Below are 25517 nucleotides of genomic sequence, written 5' to 3' on the forward strand. Positions count from 1 at the left end.
ATCCCGGGAGGACCCCATGATGAACATCCGTGTGCGTAGAACTGCAACCCTTGTCGTGCTGTTGCTCGCTGCCCTGCCCGCCTTCGCGCGGAACGCAGCAGCTCCGCAGCAACCCATCGCTGTGCAGATGTACACGCTGCGCAACGCCGGCTCACTGGACCAGCAGCTGAAGATCGTCCACGACGCGGGCGTGCGCGCGGTCGAAACGGTCGGTACCCAGAACGTCAGCGCGCAGGCGTTGAAGCAGTTGCTGGACCGCTACGCGATCAAGGCGGTTTCGTCGCATGTCCCGTTGACCGAACTGCGCAACAATCTTGATGGCGTGGTGGCGTTCAACCGCGCGATCGGCAACACCACGCTGGTGGTGCCCTACCTGGATCAGAAGGACCGGCCGGCCGATGCCGCAGGATGGACCGCGCTTGGCCAGGACCTGGGCCGGATCGCCAGGCAACTGCGCGGCAAGGGCATGCAGCTGGCCTATCACAACCACGACTTCGAGCTGGCCGACTTCGAAGGCAGGACCGGACTGGAGCTGCTGTTCGCAGCGGCCGGGCCCGAGCTGCAGACCGAGCTGGACCTGGCCTGGGTCGCGCGTGCGGGTCTGGACCCGGCGGCGATGCTGGGCAAGTTCAGCGGCCGCCTGTTCGCCGTGCATGCCAAGGACAATGCGCCCAAGGGCCAGGCCGAAGACGAAGGCGGATTCGCCGCGGTGGGCCAGGGCGTGCTGGACTGGAACGCGATCCTGCCTGCCGCAGCGGCGGCCAACGTGAAGTGGTACATCGTCGAGCACGACCAGCCACGCGATCCGGGCAAGGTCATCCAGACCGGCGCGGACTACCTGCGTGAACACCTGACCCTCAGCCAGCCCGCTCGTGCGCGGCGCTGACCCGCAAAGGAGCCTTGCTTGGACATCCGCCTGAAACCGATCCTGACCCTGGCCGTGCTTCTGTGCGGCACGACACTGGCAACCGCCGCGTGGTGCAAGGACGACCCTGCCGCCGGGGCGAAGCTCTACTCCGCCAACTGCACCGCCTGCCATGGTGCGGACCGCGCTGGCATGCCGGGTGCGTTCCCGGCGCTCACCGATGTCAGCAAGCGCCTGGATGCCGCGCAGATCAAGGACAAGATCAGGAAGGGCGGCGGCCTGATGCCGCCCTTCCCCCAGCTGTCGCAGCAGGAGATCGATGACATCGCCAGCTACCTGGCGAAGTAACGGACCGGGCTACAGCTCGCGCACCCAGATGTTGCGGTAGCTGACCCTGGAGTCATGCTCCTGCAGATAGAGCGGCGCACAGGCATGGGGCGAATACGAGGGCGCCCCGATGTACTCGGTCTTGCCGGCCAGCACGGTGTCATCCTGCACCAGCACGCCGTTGTGCAGCACTGTGATGCGCGCAGGCGAAATCAGCCCGCCTCCCGCCGAGAAGCGCGGGGCCTTCCAGAGGATGTCGTAGGCCTGCCACTGGCCCGGCGCGCGCGAGGCATTCACCCGCGGCATGGCCTGCTTGTAGATGGAGCCCGCCTGGCCATTGGCATAGGTCGGGTTGTTGTAGCTGTCGAGCACCTGCAGTTCATACCGTTCCTGCAGGAAGATCCCGCTGTTGCCGCGGTTCTGGCCGTCGAAGCCCTTCGTTTCGGCGGGAGTACGCCATTCGACATGCAGCTGGACATCGCAGAAGCGTTGCCGGGTACGGATGCCCTTGCTGCCCGGAACGACCGTCATCACGCCCCCGGCAACCTTCCAGGGCACGCGTCCGCCCTGCTCCGATTCCCACGCGGACACATCCTTGCCATCGAACAGCACGATCGCGTCGGAGGGGGCCTTGCCTGGCGGCGTGGCCACGACAGCGGGTACGGGGGTCCACACTTCGGTCTTCTTCGGGTCACGTGCAGCGTCGGCACTGTCCTGCGCCGATGCCGATGCCGTGGCCAGCAGACCGACGGTGGCCAGCACTGTGCGGATCATCCTGGTGTTGTCCATCAGCTGGTCCCCCACGCCGGCGTACCAGGGACATAGGCGAGGTCGCCATCGTAGCGTCCCGGCACGGCGACGTACTGCAGCACTCCGGTCGCGCCGACCTTGGAGGTGAAGAAGCCGAAAATGGCCAGCTGCTTGATCATCGTGAAGTAATGCGGCATGGCCTCGCCCTCTTCGGGCGTCCCGGTTTCGGTCACCTCGGCAGGGCGTGCCCTGGCTTCCGCGTCCAGCCGGCGCAGCAGTTCGGTGCGGGCGTCCGGCGTGAGCGACACGAAACGACCGCCTGCGCGCGTGTTGATGTCGGCCAGGCCGGTGCGGAACGCTGCCTGCTGGCGGGCGGTGTAGCAGTCGCTGACGAACGTCGCCATGAACAGGCCGGCGCCGGCATCCTTTGCACCCGGTGTCCGGGTCCGTGGCAGGATGGTCTCGGCGATCTCGTCGAGCATGCCGATATCGGCGTCGGAGAACGCGGGCATCGCCCCGGCTGCCGGAACCTTGCCATGCACCAGGGCCGGCAGGCCGACCATGGCCGTACCGGTGGCTGCAACGATCATCTTCAGCAGTTCGCGGCGGTCCATCACAGGTTCCCCGCTTTCAGTTCGCGCACCGCATGGTCGGCCGCGCGCGCGGTCAGCGCCATGTAGGTCAACGAGGGGTTCACGCAGGCGCTGGAGGTCATGCAGGCACCGTCGGTGACGTAGACGTTGGGCGCATCCCAGACCTGGTTGTGCGCGTTCAATACCGAACTCTTCCGATCACGTCCCATGCGCGCGGTCCCCATCTCATGGATGCCCTTGCCCGGGGCGTAGTCGTTGTCGTGCATCTTCACGTCCTTGACCCCGGCCGCCTCCAGCATCTCGGCGGCATCGGCGGCCATGTCCTTGCGCATCGCCAGTTCGTTGGCACGCATGGACACATCCATCGCCAGCACCGGCAGCCCCCACTTGTCCTTGCGGTCGCGGTCCAGGCGGATCGCATTGTCGTGGTGCGGCAGCATTTCACCGAACCCGGTCATGCCGATGCGCCAGTCACCCGGCACCGTCAGCGCCTCCTTCAGATCGGCACCGATGTTCAGCTCGGCGATCTCGCGCGACCAGCCGGTGCGGCTGGCACCGCCCTGGTAACCGAACCCGCGCAGGTAGCCGCGCTTGTCGGACGCGACATTGCGGAAACGCGGAATGTAGAAGCCGCAGGGCCGGCGGCCGAAATAGTACTTGTCTTCGTAGCCCTCGACCCGGCCCGAGGCGCCCGCACCGAAATGATGGTCCATCACGTTGTGCCCCAGCTCGCCCGACGAAGAACCCAGTCCCCCGTCCCAGACGTCGGTCGCCGAATTCATCAGCAGCCAGGTGGAGTTGAACGACGACGCGTTGAGGAAGATGACCTTGGCGGTGTACTGGTAGGTCTGCCCGGTTTCGGCGTCGATCACCTCCACGCCACGCGCACGCTTGCGGTCCTTGTCGTAGAGCACTTCCTTGACGATCGAGAACGGCCGCAGCGTCAGGTTGCCGGTCTTCATCGCCGCCGGCAGCGTCGCCGACTGGGTCGAGAAGTAGGCACCGAAGGGACAGCCCAGGATGCACTTGTTGCGGTACTGGCAGTTCACGCGCCCCTGCTCGGGCATCGGCTGGGTGATGTTGGCCGTGCGCGAGTGGATCATGTGCCGCGTTCCGCCAAAGGCCTTCTTGATCCGAGCGGCCACGTCCTTCTCGACGATGTTCAACGGGATCGGCGGCAGGAACTCGCCGTCCGGGAGCACGTCCAGTCCTTCGCGCGTGCCGGCGATGCCGGCGAACTTCTCCACATGGTCGTACCACGGCGCGATGTCGGCATAGCGGATCGGCCAGTCGGTGGCAATGCCATCCTTGAGGTTGGCTTCGAAGTCCAGGTCGGAAAACCGATAGCTCTGCCGGCCCCACATCAGCGAGCGCCCACCCACGTGGTAGCCACGGAACCAGTCGAAGCGCTTGGTCTCGATGTAGGGCGAGTCCTGCTCGTTGGCCCACATTCCTTCCAGGTTCTCGGCCAGGCCGTAGTCGCGCATCAGCACCGGGAACGCGGCCTTCATCGCCTGCGTCGGCCGGTTGCGATGCGGGAAATCCCACGCTTCCTTCATCGCGTTGACGTAGTCCTTGACGTGCTCGATGTTGCGCCCGCGTTCCAGCATCAGGACCTTCAGGCCCTTCTCGGTCAGCTCCTTCGCTGCCCAGCCGCCACTGATTCCCGAGCCAACAACAATGGCGTCGTAGTGATTATCTGCCATGGGTCTCTCACCTGGGTGGATATCGTTTCAGACGTCGCAGAGGCGGATCGCCTCGCGCAATGAACCAACAGGATCGGGCGCGGCAGGCATGAACTCCTGCGCCACATACCCCTCGAAACCGGTGTCGCGGATCGCGCGGCAGATCGCTGCATAGTTCAGCTCCTGCTGATCTCCGATCTCATGCCGGCCAGGCACGCCAGCGGTGTGGTAGTGCTTGAAGCAGGCGTGATGCTTGCCGATGGTGGCGATGATGTCGCCCTCCATGATCTGCATGTGGTAGATGTCGTACAGCAGGCCGAAGTTGTCCGAGCCGAGCCGCTGGCACAGCTCCACGCCCCAGGCCGAGTGGTCGCACAGGTAGTCGCGGTGATCGACCTTGGAGTTGAGCAGCTCCATCACCAGCATGACGCCGCGCTTCTCGGCATGCCCGAGGATGCGCTTGAGGCCGGCCTCGGCATTGGCCATGCCGTCATGCGGGTCCATGCCGTTGCGGTTGCCGGAGAAGCAGATGAGATTCCGGTAACCGGCATCGGCCACCAGATCGATGTGCCGCGTGTAGCGCTCTACCAGCGGGTCGTGGAACTCACGGCCGGCAAAGCCCTTGATAAGGCCCAGCTCCGCGCCGTTGCACATCGAGCTGTACACGCCATGGGCCTTCAGCGTGGGCCAGTCTTCCGGGCCAACCAGGTCGATGGCGGCGAAGCCGATGTCCTTCACCGTCGCGCAGAGCTGGGCGACCGACAGCTGCGGGAAGGTCCAGCGTGCGACGGAATGCTTCAGGTTGCCCTTCAGCGGTGCAGTGGTGGCGAATGCAGTCCGCGCGCCCACTGTGGTACCCAGGGCCACGCTTCCAGCGACAGCGATACGAAGCGCATCACGCCGTGTCAGCCCACCTGCCGGGACCGGTCTGATCGTATGGATGGACATCCACCTCCCGGCCTCCCAACCGGTATCAAACGCAACCATTCACAGCAATGCAATCGATTGCACCATAGAGGAGGAAACTGGATGCTTGCAAGTTGCGGTGCACGAAAATTCAATGCTGCGGGGCACAATGCCAACGACATCGCGCAGAAAGAAAAGCCCCGCATTAGCGGGGCTTTCCTTTCTAACCAGATCCGTCGCCTGAGATGAAATCTACTGGCTTTTTCCTCAAGCGAGCGAGCAAAGTCAGTAGAACTTCGATGCCCCGAGCCAAGGCATTGGCCCTATGCATCCGGGTGCACCCTGCCGCCAGGGCCCAGCACCGCCTCGGAGCCGGCGGATTGAAGAGCTGTATAGCTCGTGACGTCGAGCGACAGTAGTCAACCAAGCCAAGGCTTCGCGAATCACGTACGCATCAGCTCTTTCCGACGACCGACTCAGAAGCCGTCACATTCACCGCCTGCATTGGCTAGTCGGACAGCTTCACGCAGGGATCGCTGGATGTCCGCCACTGAGTTGCAGATATTCTCGGGCGCCACGTCGAACTTCGCGGCGCCGGCCCGACGTTTGAAAGCAGCAAATTCGGACATGCATTGCCCTGCCAGCTTCTTGGCATCCAGCTTCGGCGCAGCCTGAGCCACTGAATTTCCATGCGCGGCGAGGTAGCACTTGTAGTCCTCGGAAAGCGCTCCATCCATACGGAATCGCGACAGCTCAACCAAGTGCCGAGGAGCGGCAGCACTCCTGCTGCCCCCTATCAAGGCGAGACCAAGCTCAGCACCATCTGCTCCTACACAAGCATATGGCGTCTGAGAGCACAGCGACTTGCTCTCGGAACTTTTGTGCACCACCAGCGAGGCAAGAATAGAGTGTTCGGCCATCTCGATGTCCGCCGCGAGTCTCTCTGACAGCGGACGGGCGGCTAGCGAGGACCCAAATTGAGCACAAAAGACGAAGCACGAAATCAGTGCAGTGGTTTTCATCGACTCACCAGAAACGTCGGAAAGGCGCGTAAACTGGCACATCTTAACTCTCCACGCCTGCTCGGGGGCGAATCAAGAACAGCACTCTCGCGCAAAAACTTGAGAAACTCATCGAAGACAACGCTGCCAGCCAGGCACGGCTCGGAGAGCAACCGAACCAAGGCGTAGAACTCGTGACGTCGAGCGAAAGTAACCGATCAATCCAAGGCTTCGCGATTAGCGAACGCTTCAGCTATTCGTCTTCGTCACCTGCAGCCTCAAGTCTATCGTTAATGAACTGAAGTGCCTTGCGGTGCTCTTCAAGGACCGTGTCGTGAGCGGGCATTCCAGGACGAGCAATCTTAGAGAAGGCATGAATGACCTCCTTAACTTCCTCGTATCGCTCCAACCGAAGCAAGCAATCCACCAATCCAGACGCGACCAACACATCGTGAGGACGAAGCTTCTCAAGCCCACGAAGTGCCCACAGGGACAACTCAGCATCATCGCTCCGAAACCCAATCCCAACAAGAAACAACCACGCGGCGTCACAAGCAGGATCGCGCTTTACAAGATTCAAAAGGTGGTAACGCGCGCCATTGTCGTCACCCGCCTCAAGCATCTTGGTAATTTCATTAATATCCATCAAGATCGCTCTGCTTCATTAACTTCTGACACCGATAGGGAACGCACCCAAGCATGCAGCGCGCCAAGTTCCCACCCCAGACGCCCCGCAATCGAGCATAGGCGCGCGGTAACCGTGTCCACGCGGTGTGCAACAGCCCCGCGCCAGCTCGTTAGGCTTATGCCTGTCCTTCGCACGCCGTATCAAGACCCGCCGAAGCCATGCACCAGCGATGGGCTCGCGCAGACGGCTTTCCCGTGCCGCTCTCCATTCTGATTCGCTATGGTGTGTCGCCAGTCATCCATCAACACCCTGCCGCAAGTAGAAGGTTAGATCACGGCCGGATTCTGCCGAACGAAAAAAAGGCCCCCATCCGCAACGATGAGGGCCTCTATCAACACTAAAACCGTCAAGTAGGAATTAGAACGGAATGTCGTCGTCAGCGAAGTCGTCCATCGGCGGCGCCTGCTGCGGCTGCGGGCGCTGGTTGCCGCCCTGGTTGCCGTAACCCCCGCCCTGGTTGCCGCCCTGGTTGCCATAGCCGCCGCCCTGGCCGCCACGCTGGCCACCGCCACCGTACTCCTGGCGCGGCGCCTGCTGGCGCTGCGGGCGATCGCCGCCGTAGTTGCCACCACCGCCGCCACCGCCGCCACCGCCGCCTTCACCGCGGCCGCCCAGCATCTGCATTTCATCGGCGATGATGTCCGTGGAGTACTTCTCCACGCCGTCCTGGCCGGTGTACTTGTCATAGCGCAGGCTGCCTTCGACGTAGACCGAGCTGCCCTTGCGCAGGTACTCGCCGGCGATCTCGCCGAGCTTGCCGAAGAACACCACGCGGTGCCATTCGGTGCGCTCCTGCTGGTTGCCATCCTTGTCCTTGCGGACGCTGGTGGTGGCCAGGCTGATGCGGGTGATCGCCATGCCGCCCTGGGTGTACTTCACGTCCGGGTCGTTGCCGAGATTGCCGACCAGGATGACTTTGTTGATGCCGCGCGCCATAGGTACCTTCGTCCGTTGTCCAGGGGCAGACCGCCAGTGATAGCACAGCCCCGGGCGGGGTGCAGTACGCTGGGCCGCCCCTGGTGAAATTTGGGGGAATGCGAGAACGACGCATCTTACCATTGCCGCCGCCATCCGCCCGGTCAGGACACCCCGACCGCACCGAAGGATCAGGCTGATTTCCTTGTCCGGCAATGACTTACCTGCGCCCAGGCCGACGTTGAGAGGGGCATTCGCGTCCGCGCATGGCATCATGCCCGGGCACCTTCCACCTGCCCGCTCCGCCCGCACATGACGATCAAAGGCAAAGCCACCTCCCTGGACATCGCCCACCTGGCCGGAGTCTCACAGCCCACGGTGTCGCGGGCCCTGCGTGGCAGCCCGATGGTCAACGCCGAGACCCGTGAGCGCATCCTGCGCATTGCCCGCGAGCTGAACTACAAGGTCGACAAGAATGCCTCCAGCCTGCGCCTGCGCAATGCCGGCACGCTGGCCCTGCTGTTCTTCGAGGACCCGACCAACGACGACTCGCTGATCAACCCGTTCTTCCATTCGATGCTGGGCTCGATCACCCGCGCCTGCGCGCTGCATGGGCAGGACCTGCTGGTCTCGTTCCAGCAGCTGTCCACCGACTGGCAGGCCGATTACGAGGACAGCAACAAGGCCGACGGCATCATCCTGCTCGGCTACGGCGACTACCACGAATCGCGCGACCGCCTGCAGCGGCTGGTCGAACAGGGCACGCATTTCGTGCGCTGGGGCGCCGCCCTGCCCGGCCAGCCCGGTGTCTCGATCGGCAGCGACAACTTCCAGGGCGGGCATGACATCACCACCCACCTGTTGCAGCAGGGCTGCCGCCGCATCGCCTTCCTCGGCCATGCCTCCAGCCATTACCCCGAATTCCAGGAGCGCTACCGCGGCCACGTCGCGGCCCTGCAGGAACATGGCCTGGCCGCCGAACCGGCGCTGCAGCACGACGCCATCACCACCGAAGCCTCTGGCCAGCAGGCCTGCCAGGCGCTGCTGGCGCGCGCTGAACCGGTCGATGCGATCTGCGCGGCCAGCGACCTGATCGCCATCGGCGCGATCCGCGCCCTGCGCGACGCCGGGCTGCGCGTACCGCAGGACGTGGCGGTCACCGGCTTCGACGACATCCCGCTGGCGGCTTCGGTGTCCCCGGCGCTGACCACCGTACAGCAGGACACCAAGCAGGCCGGGCAGCTGCTGGTGGAACGCCTGCTGGCGCTGATCGGCCGGCAGCCGGTGGACAGCCAGAGCATTCCGGTGAAGCTGGTGGTACGCGAATCGTCCCTGCGCGGGTAAGCCGCGCAGGACGCTGTCCCTGCCAACGCGCGACGGCGGGATTTCCCCCCCATGACCAACGGCGGATGCGGACCGGGGCGATTGCGCGGATAACGCGCAGACAACGTCCAGGGAAAGGTGTACGTCGCATGCTGAAGATTGATTCGCTGTCCAAGACCTACGCCAACGGCGTGCACGCTCTCAACAACGTCAGCCTGGACATCCCGCGCGGCATGTTCGGCCTGCTTGGGCCCAACGGCGCTGGCAAGTCCTCGCTGATGCGCACGCTGTCCACCCTGCAGGAAGCCGACAGCGGTACGGCCGTCCTCAGCATTCCGGGCGAGGCACCGATCGACGTGCTGCGCGACAAGGACGCAGTGCGTCGCCGCCTGGGCTACCTGCCGCAGGATTTTGGCGTGTACCCGAAAGTCAGCGCGCTGGACCTGCTGGAACACTTCGCGGTGCTCAAGGGACTGACCCAGCGCGCGCAGCGCCGCGAAGTGGTCGATGGGCTGCTGCAGCAGGTGAACCTGTGGGACGCGCGCAAGCGCAAGCTCGGCACCTACTCCGGCGGCATGCGCCAGCGCTTCGGCATTGCCCAGGCATTGCTGGGTGACCCACGGCTGGTGATCGTCGACGAGCCCACTGCCGGCCTCGACCCGGAGGAACGCAACCGCTTCCTCAACCTGCTGGCCGCGATCGGCGAGAACGTGGCGGTGATCCTGTCCACCCATATCGTCGAGGACGTGACCGACCTGTGCCCGACGATGGCGATCATGAACAAGGGCCAGGTACTGCTGAGCGGCCGCCCCAGCGAGGCGATCGACGCCCTGCAGCACCAGGTCTGGCGCAAGCAGGTCGATCCTTCGGAGCTGGCCGAGCATGAAGCGCGCCATGTGGTGCTGTCGACCCGGCTGGTCGGTGGCCGCCCGGTGATCCATGTGCACAGCGCCAACGACCCCGGCGACGGCTTCGCGGCCGTGGCCCCCGACCTCGAGGACGTGTACTTCCAGCGCCTGCGCCTGCAGGCCCGTGCCCGCGCGGCAGCCTGAGCGGAGCACGCCATGATCCTCAACTTCTTCCGTTTCGAGCTGCGCGAGCAGCTGCGCTCGCCCCTGCTGTGGCTGCTGGCCGGGCTGTTCGCCCTGCTCGCCTTCGCCGCCGCGTCCAGTGACGCCGTACAGATCGGTGGCGGCAGCGGCAACGTGCACAGCAACGCGCCGACCGTGATCGCACAGATGCTGGGGATCTTCACCCTGCTCGGCATGCTGGTGACTGCGCTGTTCGTCAGCAATGCGCTGCTGCGTGACTTCGAACTGGGCACCGCCGAATTGATCTTCGCCAGCCCGGTGAAACGCCGCGACTACCTGGCCGGGCGCATCGCCGCGGCCCTGGCCACCGGCCTGCTGTTCTACCTGCTGGTCGCTTTCGGGCTCTGGCTGGCACCGTTCATGCCCTGGGTGGACGCCGAGCGCATGGGGCCGATCAGCTGGCAGGGCTATGCCTGGAGTTTTGCGGTCATCGTCATTCCCAACCTGTTGTTCACCACCGCGCTGCTGTCACTGCTGGCGGCGGTCACGCGTTCGATCCTGTGGGTCTACATCGGGCTGGTGGCCTACCTGGTGCTGTTCGGCGCCAGCGCGGCGGTGCTGCGCGACATCGACAACACCTGGCTGGCGGTGCTCAGCGAGCCTTTGGGCATGCGCGCCCTGTCGCGCACCATCCGCTACTGGTCCACCGCCGAGCACAACAGCGGCGTTCCCGGCCTGGCAGGCTACCTGCTGGCCAACCGCGCGCTGTGGCTGGGCGTGACGGCGCTGCTGTTCGCCGCCACGTTCGCCCTGTTCCGCACCGAGCGCAGCGGCAGCGGCCGTCGTCGCTGGGGCCGCCGGCAGGCGCAGCCGGTTGCCGACGCCGCAGCGCTTCGGCCCACCCGCACCCCGTTGCCGCGCGTGGTTCCGGCGTTCAGCGCGACCACCGCGTGGCAACAGTTCCTGCGCCAGGTGCGCTTCGATACACGCGGTGTACTGCGCAGCGTGCCGTTCATCGTGCTGCTGGTGCTGGGCATGGCCAATTTCCTGCCCAACGCGCTGTTCCGGCAGACCCTGTACGGCACCTCGATCTGGCCGGTCACCTCGCAGATGATCATGGGCCTGCAGGGCGCTTTCAGCTGGCTGCTGGTGATCATCGTGCTGTTCTTCGCCGGTGAGCTGGTGTGGAAGGAACGCAGCGCGCGCATCAACGAAGTGACCGATGCCATGCCGGTGCCGAACTGGGTACCGCTGCTGGCCAAGTTCACCGCGCTGCTGGCAGTGATCATCTGCTTCCAGGCCGCCGGTGCGCTGGCGGCGATGGGCGTGCAGCTGGTCAAGGGCTACACCCACCTGGAGCCGCTGCTGTACCTGCGCAGCCTGGCGATGGATTCGGTGATCTACCTCCTGATGGGAGGCCTGGCCCTGGTGCTGCAGGTGCTCACCAACAACAAGTTCCTCGGCTACGCGCTGCTGATCGTGGTGATGATCGGCCAGGGCGTGCTCGGCATGCTGGACTACACGCAGAACCTGTACAACTTCGGTGGCTGGCCCAACGCTCCCTATTCGGACATGAACGGCTACGGCCACTTCCTGCCGGGGCAGCTGGCATTCCAGGGCTACTGGGCACTGTTCCTGCTGACCCTGATGTGCCTGGCGTCGGCATTCTGGGTGCGCGGTGTCAGCCAGGGCCTGCGCCAGCGCCTGGCCCTGGCCGGCCGCCGCCTGCGCGGCCCGACCGGCGTCTTCGCCGGACTTGCGGCATTGGCCTTCGCCGGCGTGGGCGGCTGGCTGTACTGGAGCACCAATATCCGCAACGAGTTCATCTCGCCCGACCAGCAGCTGGACCTGCAGGCCCGCTACGAGCGCGAGCTGTCGAAGTACCGCGCCCTGCCGCAGCCACGCATCGTGGCAGTGGACAACCGCGTGGACCTGTTCCCGGAATCGCAGTCGATGGTGATTGATGCGAACTGGACGGTGCGCAATACCCATGCCACGCCGATCCAGGACGTGCATGTTTCGATGGGCGATGACAAGCAGCTGGTCGACGTCGACCTGGGTGGGCAGACGCTGTCGTTGCGCGATGCCGATCTCGGCTACCGCATCTACCGCCTGCAGAAGCCGCTGCAGCCGGGCGAAACCCGCAACGTGCATTTCCGGGTGGTGCAGAATCCCAACGGCATCACCGCCGGTCAGGCGCCGAGCAACATCGTGGACAACGGCACCTTCTTCAACAGCCGCGTGCTGCCCTCGTTCGGCTACAGCGAGGGCGCCGAAATCACCGATCGCAACGAGCGGCGCAAGCGCGGCCTGGGTGAACCCCGGCGCATGCCCAGGCTGGAGGACGAAGCGGCGCGCGCCAACACCTACATTGCCAACGATGCCGACTGGCTCGACTTCCGCACCACGGTCTGCACCGCACCAGACCAGGTGGCGCTGGCCCCGGGCTACCTGCAGCACGAGACCACGGTCAACGGCCGGCGCTGCTTCAGCTATGCCATGGACCGGCCGATGCTGAACTTCTATGCCTATCTCTCGGCACGCTGGGAGGTGCGCAAGGCGAAGTACAAGGACATCCCGATCGAGGTCTACTTCGATCCGGCGCACGGCTACAACGTGGACCGGATGATCGAGGCGGTGCAGAAGTCGCTGGCCTATTACGAGGCGAACTTCACCCCGTACCAGCACCGCCAGGTACGCATCATCGAGTTCCCGGGCTATGCCCGCTTCGCGCAGTCGTTCGCCAACACCATCCCCTATTCCGAGGCCATCGGTTTCATCGCCGACCTGCGCGACCCGGACAAGGTGGACTACGTGTTCTACGTGACCGCGCACGAGATCGCGCACCAGTGGTGGGCGCACCAGGTGATCGGTGCCAACGTGCAGGGCGCGACCGTGCTGTCCGAATCGCTGTCGCAGTACTCGGCCTTGATGGTGATGGAGCAGGAATACGGCCGCCAGCACATGCGCCAGTTCCTCAAGCGCGAACTGGACGGCTACCTGTCCGGCCGCGGTGGCGAAGCCATCGAGGAACAGCCGCTGGAACGCGTGGAAAACCAGCAGTACATCCACTACCAGAAAGGTTCGCTGGCCTTCTACCGCCTGCGCGAGGAGATCGGCGAGCAGGCGCTGAACCGTGCGTTGAAGCGCTTCCTGCAGGACAAGGGCTACCAGCAGCCGCCGTACACCACCTCACGCGAGCTGCTGGGCTACATCCGCGCCGAGACGCCGGCCGACCGCCAGCAGCTGGTCACCGACCTGTTCGAGAAGATCAGCTTCTACGACAACCGGGTGATGGCCGCCAGCGCCCGCAAGCGCGATGATGGCCGCTACGACGTGACACTGGACCTGCACGCGGCCAAGCAGTACGCCGACGGCAAGGGCAAGGAAAGTGACGGGAAGATGGATGACTGGGTCGAGGTCGGCGTATTCGCCAACGGGCCGTCGGGCAAGGAGCGCGACCAGAAGGTGCTGTACCTGCAGCGCCACCACATCACCACCGCCGCGCCGAAGATCACGGTGACGGTGGATGAAAAGCCGGATGAAGCGGGCTTTGACCCGTACAACAAGCTGATCGACCGGGTGAGCGATGACAACCGGCGCAAGGTGACGATGTGAGGAACGGGGTGCCGGCCGATGCGCCGGCGCTCCGCGCAACACATGCGGGGTTTGGAGTGGCTTGACTTGGCTCGCCCTACTGTAGTGCCGAGCCATGCTCGGCACATTGTCCACGACAGCCGCGAAGGTTCAGCGCACCGGGGGCTTTGGCCCCAGCAACGCCAGCAGCACGAAGACCACGATCGAGGCGACGGTGCCGAGCGCCGCCGGCAACCCGAATGCCCAGGCCGAACGACCCCGCTGGTGCGCCCACTGGGCCAGATGCCAGGCCGCGCCCAGGTTGATCAGCCAGGCAATGACGAACACCGGCCACAGCACCATGCCCACCGCGCGCAGCACGGGCATGGACACCAGCGCGGCGACAATGGCCGCGATCAGGAAGACCAGCGCGGAGCGGGAATGGCGTGATCGTGCCGGTGCGTCGGCAGGCAATTCCCTCGATTCCATGGCAGCGCCTCGATCCCGGTGTTGACCAAGGGGATCACGTACGGCGCCCGAAGGGAAGCTCTGTGTAGAGTCGCGCCGTGCTCGACGGATCCGGCATTGCGCGAACGGCAGCCGAGCATGGCCGCGGCTCTACAATCAACCCGGGGCGAAGTCCTTCAGGATCTCGCCGACGCCGCTGGGCGAGATCTCGAAGCCCAGCGGAGTGCCCGGATTGATCACCACGCCGTAGCCACCCGGCACGCGGCGCAGCACGTCCAGCATCCGCCAGCGGATCTGGTGTTCGGCCTGCTGGCTGTAGATGCCCACGCGCGACTGATCGGTGAACACGGCCACGTGCAGGGTGCCCTGCTTGTCGAACAGCAGCGGGTCGAAGCCGCTGCCATCGGGGGTCACCAGGCTGCCGGTCAGCAGCACCACCTCGGAGGCGACGAAAGCCTGCATGAAGGCGCGGATCGGCACCGCGCCGTCCATCGCCGCCTTCAGCAGGGTTTCGATCGGGGTCTGCGGGGCGAGGTCGGTCATGGCGGTGCGGCACGGCGTGAGGGGGGCCTATTGTGCCGCATAGGGTCGCCCCGGTAGTGCCGGCCGCTGGCCGGCATCTGAAGGGACCATGGATTCATGGGTTGCCGGCCAGCGGCCGGCACTACCGCCCCAGGCGCACGTCCCGCGCCTTCTGGTCGGCCACCGCCTTGTCCAGCTCGGCCTGCAGCGCGGGCTGCTGTACCGGCGCATCCAGCACGTAGACCTTCACCCCGTGCGCAGGCACTTCAGTCTGCAGGCGGTTCTTCACTTTCACCTCGCCGCCGCCCAGCGCATCGCGCCAGCGGCCCGCCTGCAGGTAACGCGCCACGGTGAAGGTCCGGGCCTGGTCGCCCTTGTTCAACAGCACCAGCGCGGTCTGCGCCACGTCGCCGTGCTGCAGTACGCGGAAGAACACCGCCTCGTCGCCCTGCAGCCGCTCGTTCACCTGCAGGCCACGCTGCAGCGCCGGAGTGGCCTCACGCAGCCTGGCGATGCGCTGCAGCGGCGCAAAGATCGGGCTCTGCGGCGCGGCGTCGACACGCTCCTGGCCAAAGTACGCGCGGTTGCCGGCGTGCTCGGCGCGACCGCGCATGAAGCCGGTTTCCGAGCCGTAGTAGACCACCGGAATGCCGCGCGCGGTGAACAGCCAGTTGTGCGCATCGATGAAGCCGTTGTCGCTCGCCTGCAGGCGAGGCATGTCATGGTTGTCGTAGAAGCTCATCAGCTCGTACGGGTTGGCGTAGGGACCGCCACTCAGGTGCAGCGGCTCGGCCAGGACTTCAAAGCCCTTGCCGGCGGTGCCGAAGGCCTGCTCCAGCGCCCCCCGCAACGGGAAGTCGAGCACGCTGACGTTGGCGTTGGCCGGCCAGGTGTGCTCGGCAATGCGCGCGGCATCGTAGTCGAACGCCTCGCCGAACATGAACATGCCCGGATGCTCGGCACGGATGCGCTTGACGAAGGCGTGCCACCACGGGTGCGGCAGCCAACCGATGGTGTCGATGCGCAGTGCATCCACGCCCTGCGCGGTCCATTGCAGGTAGGCGCCCACCAGGTAATCCATCACCGCCGGGTTGTCCTGGTTGAAGTCGGACAGCTCGGCCAGATTGCCGTCGAAGATCGAACCGTCCTTGCTGTCGACCGGCCCGATGTTGTTGTAGAACGCGTGCAGCGGGTTGTGCTTCGGATCCAGCTTCTGGGGCGGCAGGTTCTGGTGGTCGGCGATCAGCCTGCCCTCCTTGTCGAAGATCTGCCCAAACTGCGGCTGCCGCGTTGGCATGGTCCAGGCCGGCGAGCCGTGGTTGCCGACAATGTCCAGCACCACCTTCAGGCCCGCGCCATGCAGCCCTTTGGTCAGCCCGGCGAAGTCCAGGTCCTTGCTGGGCAGGTGCTCGTCGAGCTTGTAGAAGTTGATGCCCCAGTAGCCGTGGTAGCCGGTCTTGCCGCGGTCGGTCAGCGTACTGGTGCAGCTGATCGGCTTGCTGCCGGTAAACGCCTCGTCCGGATTGTCGACGATGGGCGTGATCCACACCGCGCCGAAGCCGAGGTCGCGGATGTACTGCGCATTGTCGAGCACGCCGCGGAAGTCACCGCCGAGGTAGCCGATGTTGCCGTCCACCTTGTCCGGGCACGGCACCGGAATATCGAAGGTGCGGTGCACGCCGCCCTGGGCGCGATGATCGTTGGCCGGATCACCGTTGACGAAGCGGTCGGTGACCACGAAGTACACCGCATCGCTGGCGAACGGCTCGGTGGTACCGACGTAGTCCTGGCGCGGCGCGGCCGCCGCCTGGCCGGCCAGCAGTACAAGGGAAACAGCAACAGACAGCGCACCACGCATCACACCACCTCCGGACGGGACGGAACCCGCAGCACGCACAGGCCGGCGACGAACAGGCTGCAACCGCCCAGCACCAGCACCTGCATCGGCTGGCCGCCCAGCCAGGCACGCAGGGCAAAGCCAAGCGCACTGGCAGCGACCAGCTGCGGGATCACGATGAAGAAATTGAAGATGCCCATGTACACGCCCATCTTCGATGCCGGCACGCTGTCGGACAGCAATGCATACGGCAGCGAAAGGATGGATGCCCAGGCGAAGCCAACGCCCACCATCGACAGCAGCAGCCAGTGCGGATCGCGGATGAACATCAATGAGACCAGGCCGGCGCCGCCCAGCCACAGGTTGACCAGGTGGCTCCAGCGCAGGCCGATCGCACGCACCAACGGTGGAATCAGCACTGCGGCCAGCGCGGCAAAACCGTTGTAGGCACCGAACAGCACACCCACCCAGTTGGCGCCCTCGTTGTAGGCCGCCGACTGTGGATCGGTCGAACCGAAATGGGTGCCCGCCACTGCGGCGGTGGTGTAGATCCACATCGCGAACAGCGCAAACCACGAGAAGAACTGCACCCATGCCAGGCGACGCATGGTGATCGGCATCGCGCGCAGGTCACCCACGATGGCGGCCAGCATGTGGGTGGCCGGCAACGCGCGCGCGGCCGCCAGCAACAGGCCATAGCCGGCGCACAGGCCCGCCAGCACGTACAGCATCCTGTCGCCTTGCCGCCAGGTGATCAGCAGGGCCAGCAACACACCCAGCCCGAGCCACAAGGCCACCTGCGTCCACGGTGCAGGACCACTGATCACCGCTGCTGCGTGGTGTGCCGGAGGTTCGGCATCATCGAAACCGGCCAGCTCTGCCGGCGAGTATTCGCGGGTGCTGGCCACTGTCCAGGTGATCGCCGCCAGCAGCACCACCGCGCCGAAATAGAACGCATAGCGCACGGTGTCGGGCACTTCCCCGGCGGCTGCGGTGTTGGCGACACCGAAATGAGCCAAGATGAAGGGCAGGAAGCTGGCGACGATCGCACCCACGCCGATGAAGAAGCTCTGCATCGCGTAGCCGGCGGGGCGCTGGCGCGGCGCCAGCTGGTCGCCGACGAAGGCACGGAACGGCTCCATCGATACGTTGATCGACGCGTCCAGCACCCACAGCGTGCCGGCGGCGATCCACAGCGTCGGTGAGTTCGGCATCACCAGCAGCGCCAGCGTGGTGAGCACCGCCCCGATCATGAAGAACGGACGGCGGCGCCCCCATCGTGTCCAGGTGCGATCGGACAGGTAGCCGATCACCGGCTGGACCAGCAGGCCGGTCAGCGGCGCCGCGATCCACAGCCCGGGCACCGCATCCATGTCCGCGCCCAGCGTCTCGAAAATGCGGCTGGCGTTGGCATTCTGCAGGGCGAAGCCGAACTGGATGCCGAGGAACCCGAAGCACATGTTCCAGATCTGCCAGAACGACAGCTGCGGCTTGGCCGGACGGTTCATGGTGCGCCCTCTGCGGCCGCAACCGGCGCCACTGTCAGTGCCCGCACCTGGGCCTGGTTCACCACGCCATCGCGCCCGCCCTTGCCGCCGGTGTAATGCGCGAAGTGCTGCAGCGCGCTCATGTTGAACCCCTCTTCAAGCGTGATCGTGCAGCGGCCCCTGGTCACCGGGAACGTCGCCGAGGTCGAATCCTGCACGGCTACGCTGTGCGGCAGGGTGACCGTACGCCGCTGCAGCGGCTGGCCCGGGCATTGCAGCGCCAGCTGTTTCACTGCAGCCGTCACCCCGGTGTTGATCGGCCCGCTGGGGTTGCTGTACTGCAGGCGCAGGCGTACCTGCCCGGCTTTGGCCGGGGTGAACTGCCAGCGCGTTGCGCCCTTCAGCAGCTGCTGCGGACCGACGCAGCGCATCGGGCTGTGCAGCGACTCCGACGCCCCGTCGCGCACGGTCAGGCTGAGGCAATGCTGCAGGCCATCATCGACGATGCGTGCCACACCCTGCGTGACCGCAGTCACCGCCCGGCCGTCCCGCCACAGCACCTGGCCTTCGGCCACCGGCACCGACCAACCCTTGCCGCTGCGTCGTACCTTCGGTACGGCCGGGGTCGCCGGCGCGCGCGCATTGGCATCGGCCGTGCTGGCGGGCAACGCACGCGACGGCGCGGCCACCAGCTGTACGGTGGTCGTGGTGCCCCGCGTTTTCACCGTGCCCGCCACCAGCAGGCCGTCACCCACCTGCTTCGGACGCTCCAGCACATAACGCTTGCCATCGGCCTCCAGGGAGATGCGGCGCTGCTTGCCGAACAGTTCGGGCACCAGCACGGCCGGCAGCTTGGGCTGCACGCGGCCATCGTCCTGCACGCCGAACACGCCTTCGACCACCATCGAAAGGTACCCCGCCACCGACCACAACTGGCGTTCGGAATTGACCACCGGGCCGCTCAGCGCGCCTTCCTCGACATGCACGGCCTGGCTGACCAGTTCGTAGTTTTCCATGTTGGAACCGGCCAGGGCGGCACCGCGCATCAGCGAGCGGATTTCGGCGGCGATGCGCGGCGCATCGTCCAGCTGCCGCGCCGCGCGCAGCGCGTAGGCGCTGACAAACGGCCAGATCGCACGGTTGTGGTAGATCGGCTGCTGCGCCTCCTGCGGCCACACCACCGGGCTGCCAGCCGGTGCCCTCGGGTACGCGGCCAGCGCGCGGTGCGCGCGCTCGGGCGGCAGCACTCCGGCCAGGATGCCCAGCGACAGGCCGAGCAGATCCACCTTGGCATACGGCACCGGGTGCGCGGCTTCGCCGATGTAGCTCATGTACTGGCCCATGTCCTCGCGCCAGAAGCGTGTATCGATCTGCTGCGCCAACGCATCGGCCCACGCCCTGTAGTCGGCCGCACGGGCGTCGCCGCGCTGACCGGCCAAGCGTTCGGCCAGGCGCAGTGCCTGGTAGTGCAGCACGTTGGTGGACAGCGCGTAGGAATCACCGATGAAGCGCACGTCCTCGCGGGTCCAGTCCGGATAGGTCTGCTCGCGCCAGTCCAGGAACGAGGTCTCGCCACGGTACAGGCCCATCTGCGCGTCGAATACCATCGCGCGGTCCTGCGCCAGCGTGCCCTGCAGTGCCTGCCAGACCTGGTCGGCAAACACGCGATCCGCCAGCAGGTGGCGAGCCGCCAGGAACCACACCACCCGGTCGCTGCTGATCGGCCAGCTGCCACCGGAACCGGTGTCCTGCGCCACGAACAGGCCGGGCGTACGCCCGTCACGGGCTGCCGACAGCTTGAACTGCAGCGACTGCCGGGTCCGCTGCGGGTCCAGCCGCGCCAGCGCCAGATCGGCGGCGAAGCTGACATCGCGGGTCCACACATAGGGCCAGCGCGCACCGGTCTGGAAGCAGTCGCACGGGACCGGCCGGCCCTCGTCGAACGCCGGATCGCGGATCGCGTCCACCCGGTCCTGGTCCATCTCCTGTTGGGCCAGCGCGAACAACGCATCGAACATGACGCTGTCGGTGTGGCTGCGCATCGGCATGGGCGCGATGCGCACCTCTCCCTTCGGCGCATGCAGCACGAAGCCACCCTTGGCAGCCGCTTCGGCGCGCGCGTTGCGGCCGTCGAATTGCAGGTCGGCCGCCTGCGCGGTCGAACCCAGCGCTGCCCCCAGGGCAGCGGTCAGGCAAATGATCTTCAGCATCGAAGCGGCGGACCGGCTTGCGCCCGTCGGCCTCCCTCCCTCTCTGCACGCGTTGTAGGTCCGCACCGTCGTTGCCGGCGGGCGGGCGCGGCCCCTCCCTCAAGGTGCCCTGGCCCCATGGTAGACGCGGGGCTGTCAGCTGCGTCCAGTTGCATACGTATTCATGGCATCGCGCGGTGGCGCGCCCGCCGCGCTGGCTTATGGTCCGGGTCTGCCAACGGCGCCTTGGGAGGGGAACTGCCGATGTCATCCACTGCTGTACGCGCGGTGTTCGCGCACATGCTCGGCCTGGCCCTGATCGGGTGGGCCACGCTGGCACAGGCCACGCCGCAGGTGGCCAGCGTCGAATCGCCGGGAAAGGTATTGAAGGTCAGTCTGCTGCTGGATGGCGGCACCGCCCGCTACCGTGTCGAGCGCCTGGGCGACACCGTGGTGGAGGATTCGAAGCTCGGCTTTGCCCTGCGCGACGGCCGCCTGGACCGCGATTTCGCCCTGCTGGGCCAGCAGCGGCGCAGCGTCGATGACACCTGGGAACAGCCATGGGGCGAACGCCGGCTCACCCGCAACCACTTCAACGAGCTGACCGTACAGCTCGCCGAAACCACCGGCAGCAAGCGGCGGCTGGATGTGGTGTTCCGCGTCTACGATGATGGCCTTGGCTTCCGCTATGTGTTCCCCGAACAACCGAACCTGCGCGAGGCCATCATCGATGACGAACTGACCGAGTTCGCCATCGCGCCCGAATCAACCGCCTGGTGGATTCCCGCCGGCGAGCCGATCCACTACGAATACCTGTACCAGCGCACGCCGCTGCGCGAAGTGCCGCTGGTGCATACGCCGATGACCCTGCGCAGCCGCGACGGCCTGCACGTGGCGATCCACGAAGCGGCGCTGGTGGACTATGCCGGCATGTGGCTGCGCCGGACCGAGGGACAACGCCTGCGCGCGCAGCTTTCGCCCTCGGCCGAAGGCTGGAAGGTACGCCGCACCCTGCCCTTCGCCACGCCCTGGCGCACGCTGCAGATCGCCGACCGCGCCGGTGGCCTGGTCGAATCGGACCTGATCCTCAATCTCAACGAACCCAATGCGCTGGGGGATGTGAGCTGGGTGAAGCCGGCCAAGTACCTGGGCGTGTGGTGGTCGATGCACCTGGACAACGAGAGCTGGGCGACCGGGCCGAAGCACGCGGCCACCACCGCCAAGACGAAGAAGGTGATCGACTTCGCGGCCGCGCACGGCTTCCGCGGCGTGCTGGTGGAAGGCTGGAACCCGGGCTGGGATGGCATGTGGCTGGGCAATGGCTACGACTTCGATTTCACCCGCGCCACGCCTGATTTCGACATTGAAGCGCTGTCGGCGTATGGCCTGAAGAAGGGCGTGCACCTGATCGGCCACCATGAAACCGGCTGCGCCATCGAGCACTACGAGGACCAGCTGGGTGCCGCGCTGGACCTGTATGCACGGCTGGGCGTGGACCAGTTCAAGACCGGCTATGTGTGCGACGACGGCCAGGTCGATCGTCGCAATCCGGCAGGGGGACCGCTGTGGCGCGAGTGGCACGACGGGCAGTTCATGGCCCGCCATCACCTGAAGGTGGTGCAGGAGGCCGCGCGCCGGCACCTGTCGGTGAACCCGCATGAACCGATCAAGGACACCGGCCTGCGCCGCACCTACCCGAACTGGATCTCGCGCGAAGGCGCGCGCGGCATGGAGTACAACGCCTGGGGCCAGCCGCCGAACCCGCCCGAGCACGAGGTCAACCTGGTGTTCACCCGCATGCTGGCCGGGCCGATGGACTACACCCCCGGCATCCTCAGCCTGAAGGGCCGCCACGGCCAGGCCATCCCCAGCACGCTGGCGCGGCAGCTGGCGCTGTACGTGGTGCTGTACAGCCCGATCCAGATGGCCGCCGACCTGCCCGAACACTACCTGCAGCACCGCGAGGCGTTCCGTTTCATCGAGGACGTGGCGGTGGACTGGGAGCAGAGCCGCGTGCTCGATGGCGAAGTGGGCGACTACGTGACGATCGTGCGCCGCGACCGCAACAGCCGCGACTGGTTCCTCGGCAGCATCACGGATGAACACGGCCGCGTGCTGCCGGTCTCGCTGGGCTTCCTGGAGCCGGGCGTGCGCTATCGCGCCGAGATCTACCGCGATGGCGAGGGTGCGGATTTCCGCAGCAACCCATTCGCATTCACCCGCGAAACCCGCGAGGTGACCAACGCCGACCTGCTGTCGGTGGTACTGGCACCGGGTGGCGGGCAGGCCATTCGCTTCACACCGCTTTGAACGCCCGGGTAGTGCCGGCCGCCGGCTGACAACCCGGTGAGTGCGATTGCCGGCCGGCGGCCGGCACTACCGCAAGCAGCACCTGAAAGCGATTACATCCCTGCCGACGCCATTGAATACGTATGCAGGGTGATTCCCGCGAAGAATGCGCTGCCTACCATAGCGGCGACGACAGCGGCCACCGCGTCGCACGTTCACGGCCCCGCCGGAACGCTCACAAATCGATCTGCAACATTGCCTGGGAGGGGAAAATGTTGAACCACAAGCGCAGCGCGCTGAGCATCGCGCTGGCCGTTGTCCTGGCGCCGACACTGGCGTCGGCACAGTCCACGCAGAACACCACCACGCCGGCCGGCACCGCCGCCACCAACCTCGATACGGTGCAGGTCACCGGCATCCGCCGCGGCATCGAGAGCGCGATCGCGGTCAAGCAGGACGCCACCTCGGTGGTCGAGGCGATCTCCGCCGAAGACATCGGCAAGCTGCCCGACGTCAGCATCGCCGAGTCCATCTCGCGCCTGCCCGGCCTGGCCGCACAGCGCGTCGCCGGACGTGCGCAGGTGATCAGCGTGCGCGGCCTGTCGCCGGACTTCGCCACCACCCTGCTCAATGGCCGCGAAGTGGTCAGCACCGGCGACAACCGCGGCGTCGAGTTCGACCAGTACCCGTCCGAACTGGTCAACGGCGTGACCGTGTACAAGACCCCGGATGCGGCGCTGGTCGGCCAGGGCCTGTCGGGCACCATCGACATGCAGACGGCGCGCCCGCTCAGCTTCGGCGAGCGCGTGATCGCGGTCAGTGGCCGCTACCAGAAGAGCTCGCTGGGCCGCGCCGCCAACACCGATCCGTACGGCAACCGCTTCAGCGCCAGCTACATCGACCAGTTCCTGGACAAGACGCTGGGCATCGCCATCGGCTACGCGCACAGCGACATGCCGATCCAGGAGAACCAGGTCGGCCTGTACGAGCCGTGGACCACCGAGCACACCGACAAGGGCGACCGCCCGGGCGTGGGTGCCGGCACCTACTTCTCCGATGGCATCAAGGCGCTGCGCCGCACCGGCAACAACAAGCGTGACGGCGTGATGGCCACCATCCAGTTCCGCCCGAACAACAGCTGGACCAGCACCTTCGATGCGTTCCACACCGAAGCCGAGCAGATCGACACCGCCAACCAGTTCGAGCTCAACCTGAGCAACTACAACGGTGGCTATACGCCGGGCCTGCTGATCAGCAACCCGCAGATCAACGCCAACGGCTCGTTCACCGGCGGCACCGCCAGCGGCGTGTATCCGCTGGTGCGTGGCATGTACAACAAGCGCAAGGACAAGATCGATGCGTTCGGCTGGAACAACGAGTTCAACTTCGGTGGCGTCAAGCTGGTCGCCGACCTGAACTACTCCAAGGCCACGCGCGATGAGCTGAACCTGGAAAACAACCTGCAGCTGACCCCGATGCCGCAGCTGGACACGATCGGCGTGACGATCCGCCAGGACGGCTTCTCGCAGATCCGCCCGGGCCTGAACTACTCCAATCCCGATGCGTTGTTCCTGACCAACACCATCTACGGTTCCGGCTATGGCAAGGTGCCGCAGGTGGAAGACCGCCTGAAGGGCGGCAAGCTGGCCGCCACCATCGCCCTGCCCGATGCCATCGCCTCCTGGGCGCCGGACATCGACATCGGCGTGAACTACGCCGACCGCCGCAAGGTGAAGACCCAGTCCGAAGGCAACATCCTGCTCGGTGCGCAGGGCGATGCCAACATCGCCTCGGACCTGCAGTACCGCCCGGTCAACCTCGGCTTCGCCGGCCTCGGCACCATCCCGGCCTGGAACGTGCCGGCCGCGGTCGGCCGCTACATGACCTTCAACCCGGTCGACAACCTGGACTACCTGATTCCCAAGTCGTGGACGGTGCAGGAGAAGATCACCACCGCCTGGGCGCGCCTGAACATCAACACCGACATCGGCGAAGTCGGCGTGCGCGGCAACATCGGCGTGCAGATGCAGCACACCGACCAGAGCTCGGATTCGCGCTACTGGGACAGCTCGCAGTCGGCCGGCAACAACGTGCAGCCGTACTCGAACGGCCGCACCTACAATGACTGGCTGCCGAGCCTGAACCTGGCCTTCATGTTCCCGCACCAGCAGACCCTGCGTTTCGCCGCCGCCAAGCAGGTTGCGCGGCCGCGCGTGGACCAGATGCGTGCCGGCCTGGAGTTCGGCGTGGATACCGCCACCGGCCGCCCCGGCGGCAGTGGCGGCAACCCGTTGCTGGACCCGTGGCGCGCCACCGCACTGGACCTGTCCTACGAGAAGTACTTCGGCGAGAAGGCCTACGTGGCCGCCGCGATCTTCTACAAGGACCTGAAGAGCTACGTCTACACGCAGTCGGTCGACAACTACGACTTCACCGCCCTGCTGGGCAGCTACGTACCGCCGCCGGGCATGACCGTGCCGGTGCTGACCACCGGCACCTTCTCCGCGCCGCAGAACGGCAAGGGCGGCACGCTGAAGGGCCTGGAGCTGACCGCGTCGTTCCCGCTGGACATGCTGACCGACAACCTGCGTGGCTTCGGCCTGCAGGCCAGCGCGACCTTCAACAAGAGCGACATCACCATCCTGGACCCGGAAAGCGCGTCCAGCGTCGGCAGCGATCCGATCAGCCTGCCGGGGCTGTCCAAGCGCGTGTACAACTTCACCGCCTACTACGAGCGCAGTGGCTTTGAAGCACGCGTCAGCCAGCGCCGCCGTTCGGACTTCATCGGCGAGATCGGCAACTTCAACGGCAACCGCAGCCTGCGCTACGTGGTCGGCGAGAACGTGACCGACGCGCAGATCAGCTACACCTTCAGCGACAGCAGCACCCTGCGCGGTCTCACCCTGCTACTGCAGGGCAGCAACCTGACCAACGAGCCGTACCGCACCTACGCCGGCAGCAAGGACCGCCCGCTGGAATACATCGAGTGGGGCCGCACCTACATGCTGGGCGTGAACTACAAGTTCTGAGGTAGCGCCGGGCCCTGCCCGGCAGCCCGGACCCGG

The 25517-nt window shown here is 66.0% G+C and carries 19 protein-coding genes; 7 read left to right on the plus strand and 12 right to left on the minus strand.

The genetic code is table 11. The features are described from left to right. The first annotated feature begins 19 nt into the window (after window positions 1-19). Window positions 20-886 (plus strand): sugar phosphate isomerase/epimerase family protein, encoded by an 867-nt coding sequence (locus AC5P9I_RS07375; protein WP_130768466.1) that lies wholly within the window; start codon window positions 20-22, stop codon window positions 884-886. A gap of 30 nt (window positions 887-916) precedes the next feature. Beyond that, window positions 917-1213 carry a c-type cytochrome gene (locus tag AC5P9I_RS07380; RefSeq protein WP_053505887.1) on the plus strand — a complete coding sequence of 99 codons (297 nt, stop codon included), beginning with the start codon at window positions 917-919 and terminating at the stop codon, window positions 1211-1213. Between the two features lie 9 nt (window positions 1214-1222). On the opposite strand, the gene AC5P9I_RS07385 is transcribed toward AC5P9I_RS07380, so the two are convergent. The 7 genes from AC5P9I_RS07385 to AC5P9I_RS07415 all read right to left on the minus strand — a co-directional run bounded on the left by AC5P9I_RS07385 (window position 1223) and on the right by AC5P9I_RS07415 (window position 7751). Then, on the minus strand, window positions 1223-1981 hold the full coding sequence (locus tag AC5P9I_RS07385) for a 3-keto-disaccharide hydrolase (protein WP_130768404.1): 759 nt from the start codon (window positions 1979-1981) through the stop codon (window positions 1223-1225). Further along, window positions 1981-2556: a gluconate 2-dehydrogenase subunit 3 family protein gene (locus AC5P9I_RS07390; RefSeq protein ID WP_130768405.1), complete on the minus strand. Its 576-nt coding sequence runs from the start codon at window positions 2554-2556 to the stop codon at window positions 1981-1983. The genes AC5P9I_RS07385 and AC5P9I_RS07390 overlap by 1 nt, the downstream gene beginning before the upstream one ends. Continuing rightward, the gene (locus AC5P9I_RS07395) at window positions 2556-4241 is read right to left on the minus strand and encodes a GMC oxidoreductase (RefSeq protein WP_049467361.1); all 1686 of its coding nucleotides are present in this window, start codon (window positions 4239-4241) and stop codon (window positions 2556-2558) included. The genes AC5P9I_RS07390 and AC5P9I_RS07395 overlap by 1 nt, the downstream gene beginning before the upstream one ends. Before the next feature lie 27 nt (window positions 4242-4268). After that, window positions 4269-5168, minus strand: a complete 900-nt coding sequence (locus AC5P9I_RS07400; protein ID WP_130768406.1) for a hydroxypyruvate isomerase family protein — start codon at window positions 5166-5168, stop codon at window positions 4269-4271. Window positions 5169-5602: 434 nt separating this feature from the next. Continuing rightward, window positions 5603-6148, minus strand: a complete 546-nt coding sequence (locus AC5P9I_RS07405; protein WP_160298663.1) for an Imm57 family immunity protein — start codon at window positions 6146-6148, stop codon at window positions 5603-5605. A gap of 232 nt (window positions 6149-6380) precedes the next feature. Next, window positions 6381-6773, minus strand: coding sequence for a tetratricopeptide repeat protein (locus AC5P9I_RS07410; protein ID WP_130768408.1), 393 nt, complete (start codon window positions 6771-6773; stop codon window positions 6381-6383). Window positions 6774-7172: 399 nt separating this feature from the next. Continuing rightward, window positions 7173-7751: a single-stranded DNA-binding protein gene (locus AC5P9I_RS07415; protein ID WP_130768411.1), complete on the minus strand. Its 579-nt coding sequence runs from the start codon at window positions 7749-7751 to the stop codon at window positions 7173-7175. Between the two features lie 291 nt (window positions 7752-8042). Here AC5P9I_RS07415 and AC5P9I_RS07420 point away from each other — a divergent pair, with 291 nt between their 5' ends. The 3 genes from AC5P9I_RS07420 (at window position 8043) to AC5P9I_RS07430 (ending at window position 13702) form a co-directional block, all read left to right on the plus strand. Next, window positions 8043-9074, plus strand: a complete 1032-nt coding sequence (locus AC5P9I_RS07420; RefSeq protein ID WP_049467371.1) for a LacI family DNA-binding transcriptional regulator — start codon at window positions 8043-8045, stop codon at window positions 9072-9074. A gap of 128 nt (window positions 9075-9202) precedes the next feature. Continuing rightward, window positions 9203-10105 (plus strand): ABC transporter ATP-binding protein, encoded by a 903-nt coding sequence (locus AC5P9I_RS07425; RefSeq protein WP_049467373.1) that lies wholly within the window; start codon window positions 9203-9205, stop codon window positions 10103-10105. Window positions 10106-10117: 12 nt separating this feature from the next. Continuing rightward, window positions 10118-13702: an ABC transporter permease subunit gene (locus AC5P9I_RS07430; RefSeq protein WP_130768412.1), complete on the plus strand. Its 3585-nt coding sequence runs from the start codon at window positions 10118-10120 to the stop codon at window positions 13700-13702. 129 nt (window positions 13703-13831) lie between these two features. On the opposite strand, the gene AC5P9I_RS07435 is transcribed toward AC5P9I_RS07430, so the two are convergent. The 5 genes from AC5P9I_RS07435 to AC5P9I_RS07455 all read right to left on the minus strand — a co-directional run bounded on the left by AC5P9I_RS07435 (window position 13832) and on the right by AC5P9I_RS07455 (window position 20184). Beyond that, complete coding sequence (locus AC5P9I_RS07435; protein WP_074726558.1) at window positions 13832-14149, minus strand: hypothetical protein; 318 nt, start codon at window positions 14147-14149, stop codon at window positions 13832-13834. Window positions 14150-14284: 135 nt separating this feature from the next. Continuing rightward, complete coding sequence (locus AC5P9I_RS07440) at window positions 14285-14671, minus strand: SseB family protein (RefSeq protein WP_130768413.1); 387 nt, start codon at window positions 14669-14671, stop codon at window positions 14285-14287. Window positions 14672-14792: 121 nt separating this feature from the next. Then, entirely contained in the window at window positions 14793-16508 is a 1716-nt protein-coding gene (locus tag AC5P9I_RS07445; protein WP_164688147.1) for an alpha-amylase family glycosyl hydrolase, read from the minus strand. After that, entirely contained in the window at window positions 16508-17995 is a 1488-nt protein-coding gene (locus AC5P9I_RS07450; protein ID WP_053462406.1) for an MFS transporter, read from the minus strand. The genes AC5P9I_RS07445 and AC5P9I_RS07450 overlap by 1 nt, the downstream gene beginning before the upstream one ends. After that, window positions 17992-20184 carry a glucosidase family protein gene (locus AC5P9I_RS07455; protein WP_130768415.1) on the minus strand — a complete coding sequence of 731 codons (2193 nt, stop codon included), beginning with the start codon at window positions 20182-20184 and terminating at the stop codon, window positions 17992-17994. Before AC5P9I_RS07455 ends, AC5P9I_RS07450 begins: the two co-directional genes overlap by 4 nt. Before the next feature lie 237 nt (window positions 20185-20421). On the opposite strand from AC5P9I_RS07455, the gene AC5P9I_RS07460 reads away from it, so the two are divergent. Beyond that, the gene (locus AC5P9I_RS07460) at window positions 20422-22473 is read left to right on the plus strand and encodes a glycoside hydrolase family 97 protein (protein ID WP_049467465.1); all 2052 of its coding nucleotides are present in this window, start codon (window positions 20422-20424) and stop codon (window positions 22471-22473) included. Between the two features lie 251 nt (window positions 22474-22724). Next, window positions 22725-25481, plus strand: a complete 2757-nt coding sequence (locus AC5P9I_RS07465) for a TonB-dependent receptor (RefSeq protein WP_057494194.1) — start codon at window positions 22725-22727, stop codon at window positions 25479-25481. Window positions 25482-25517 lie beyond the last annotated feature (36 nt).

It is taken from the genome of Stenotrophomonas sp. YJH_SMC_29 (assembly GCF_059371235.1).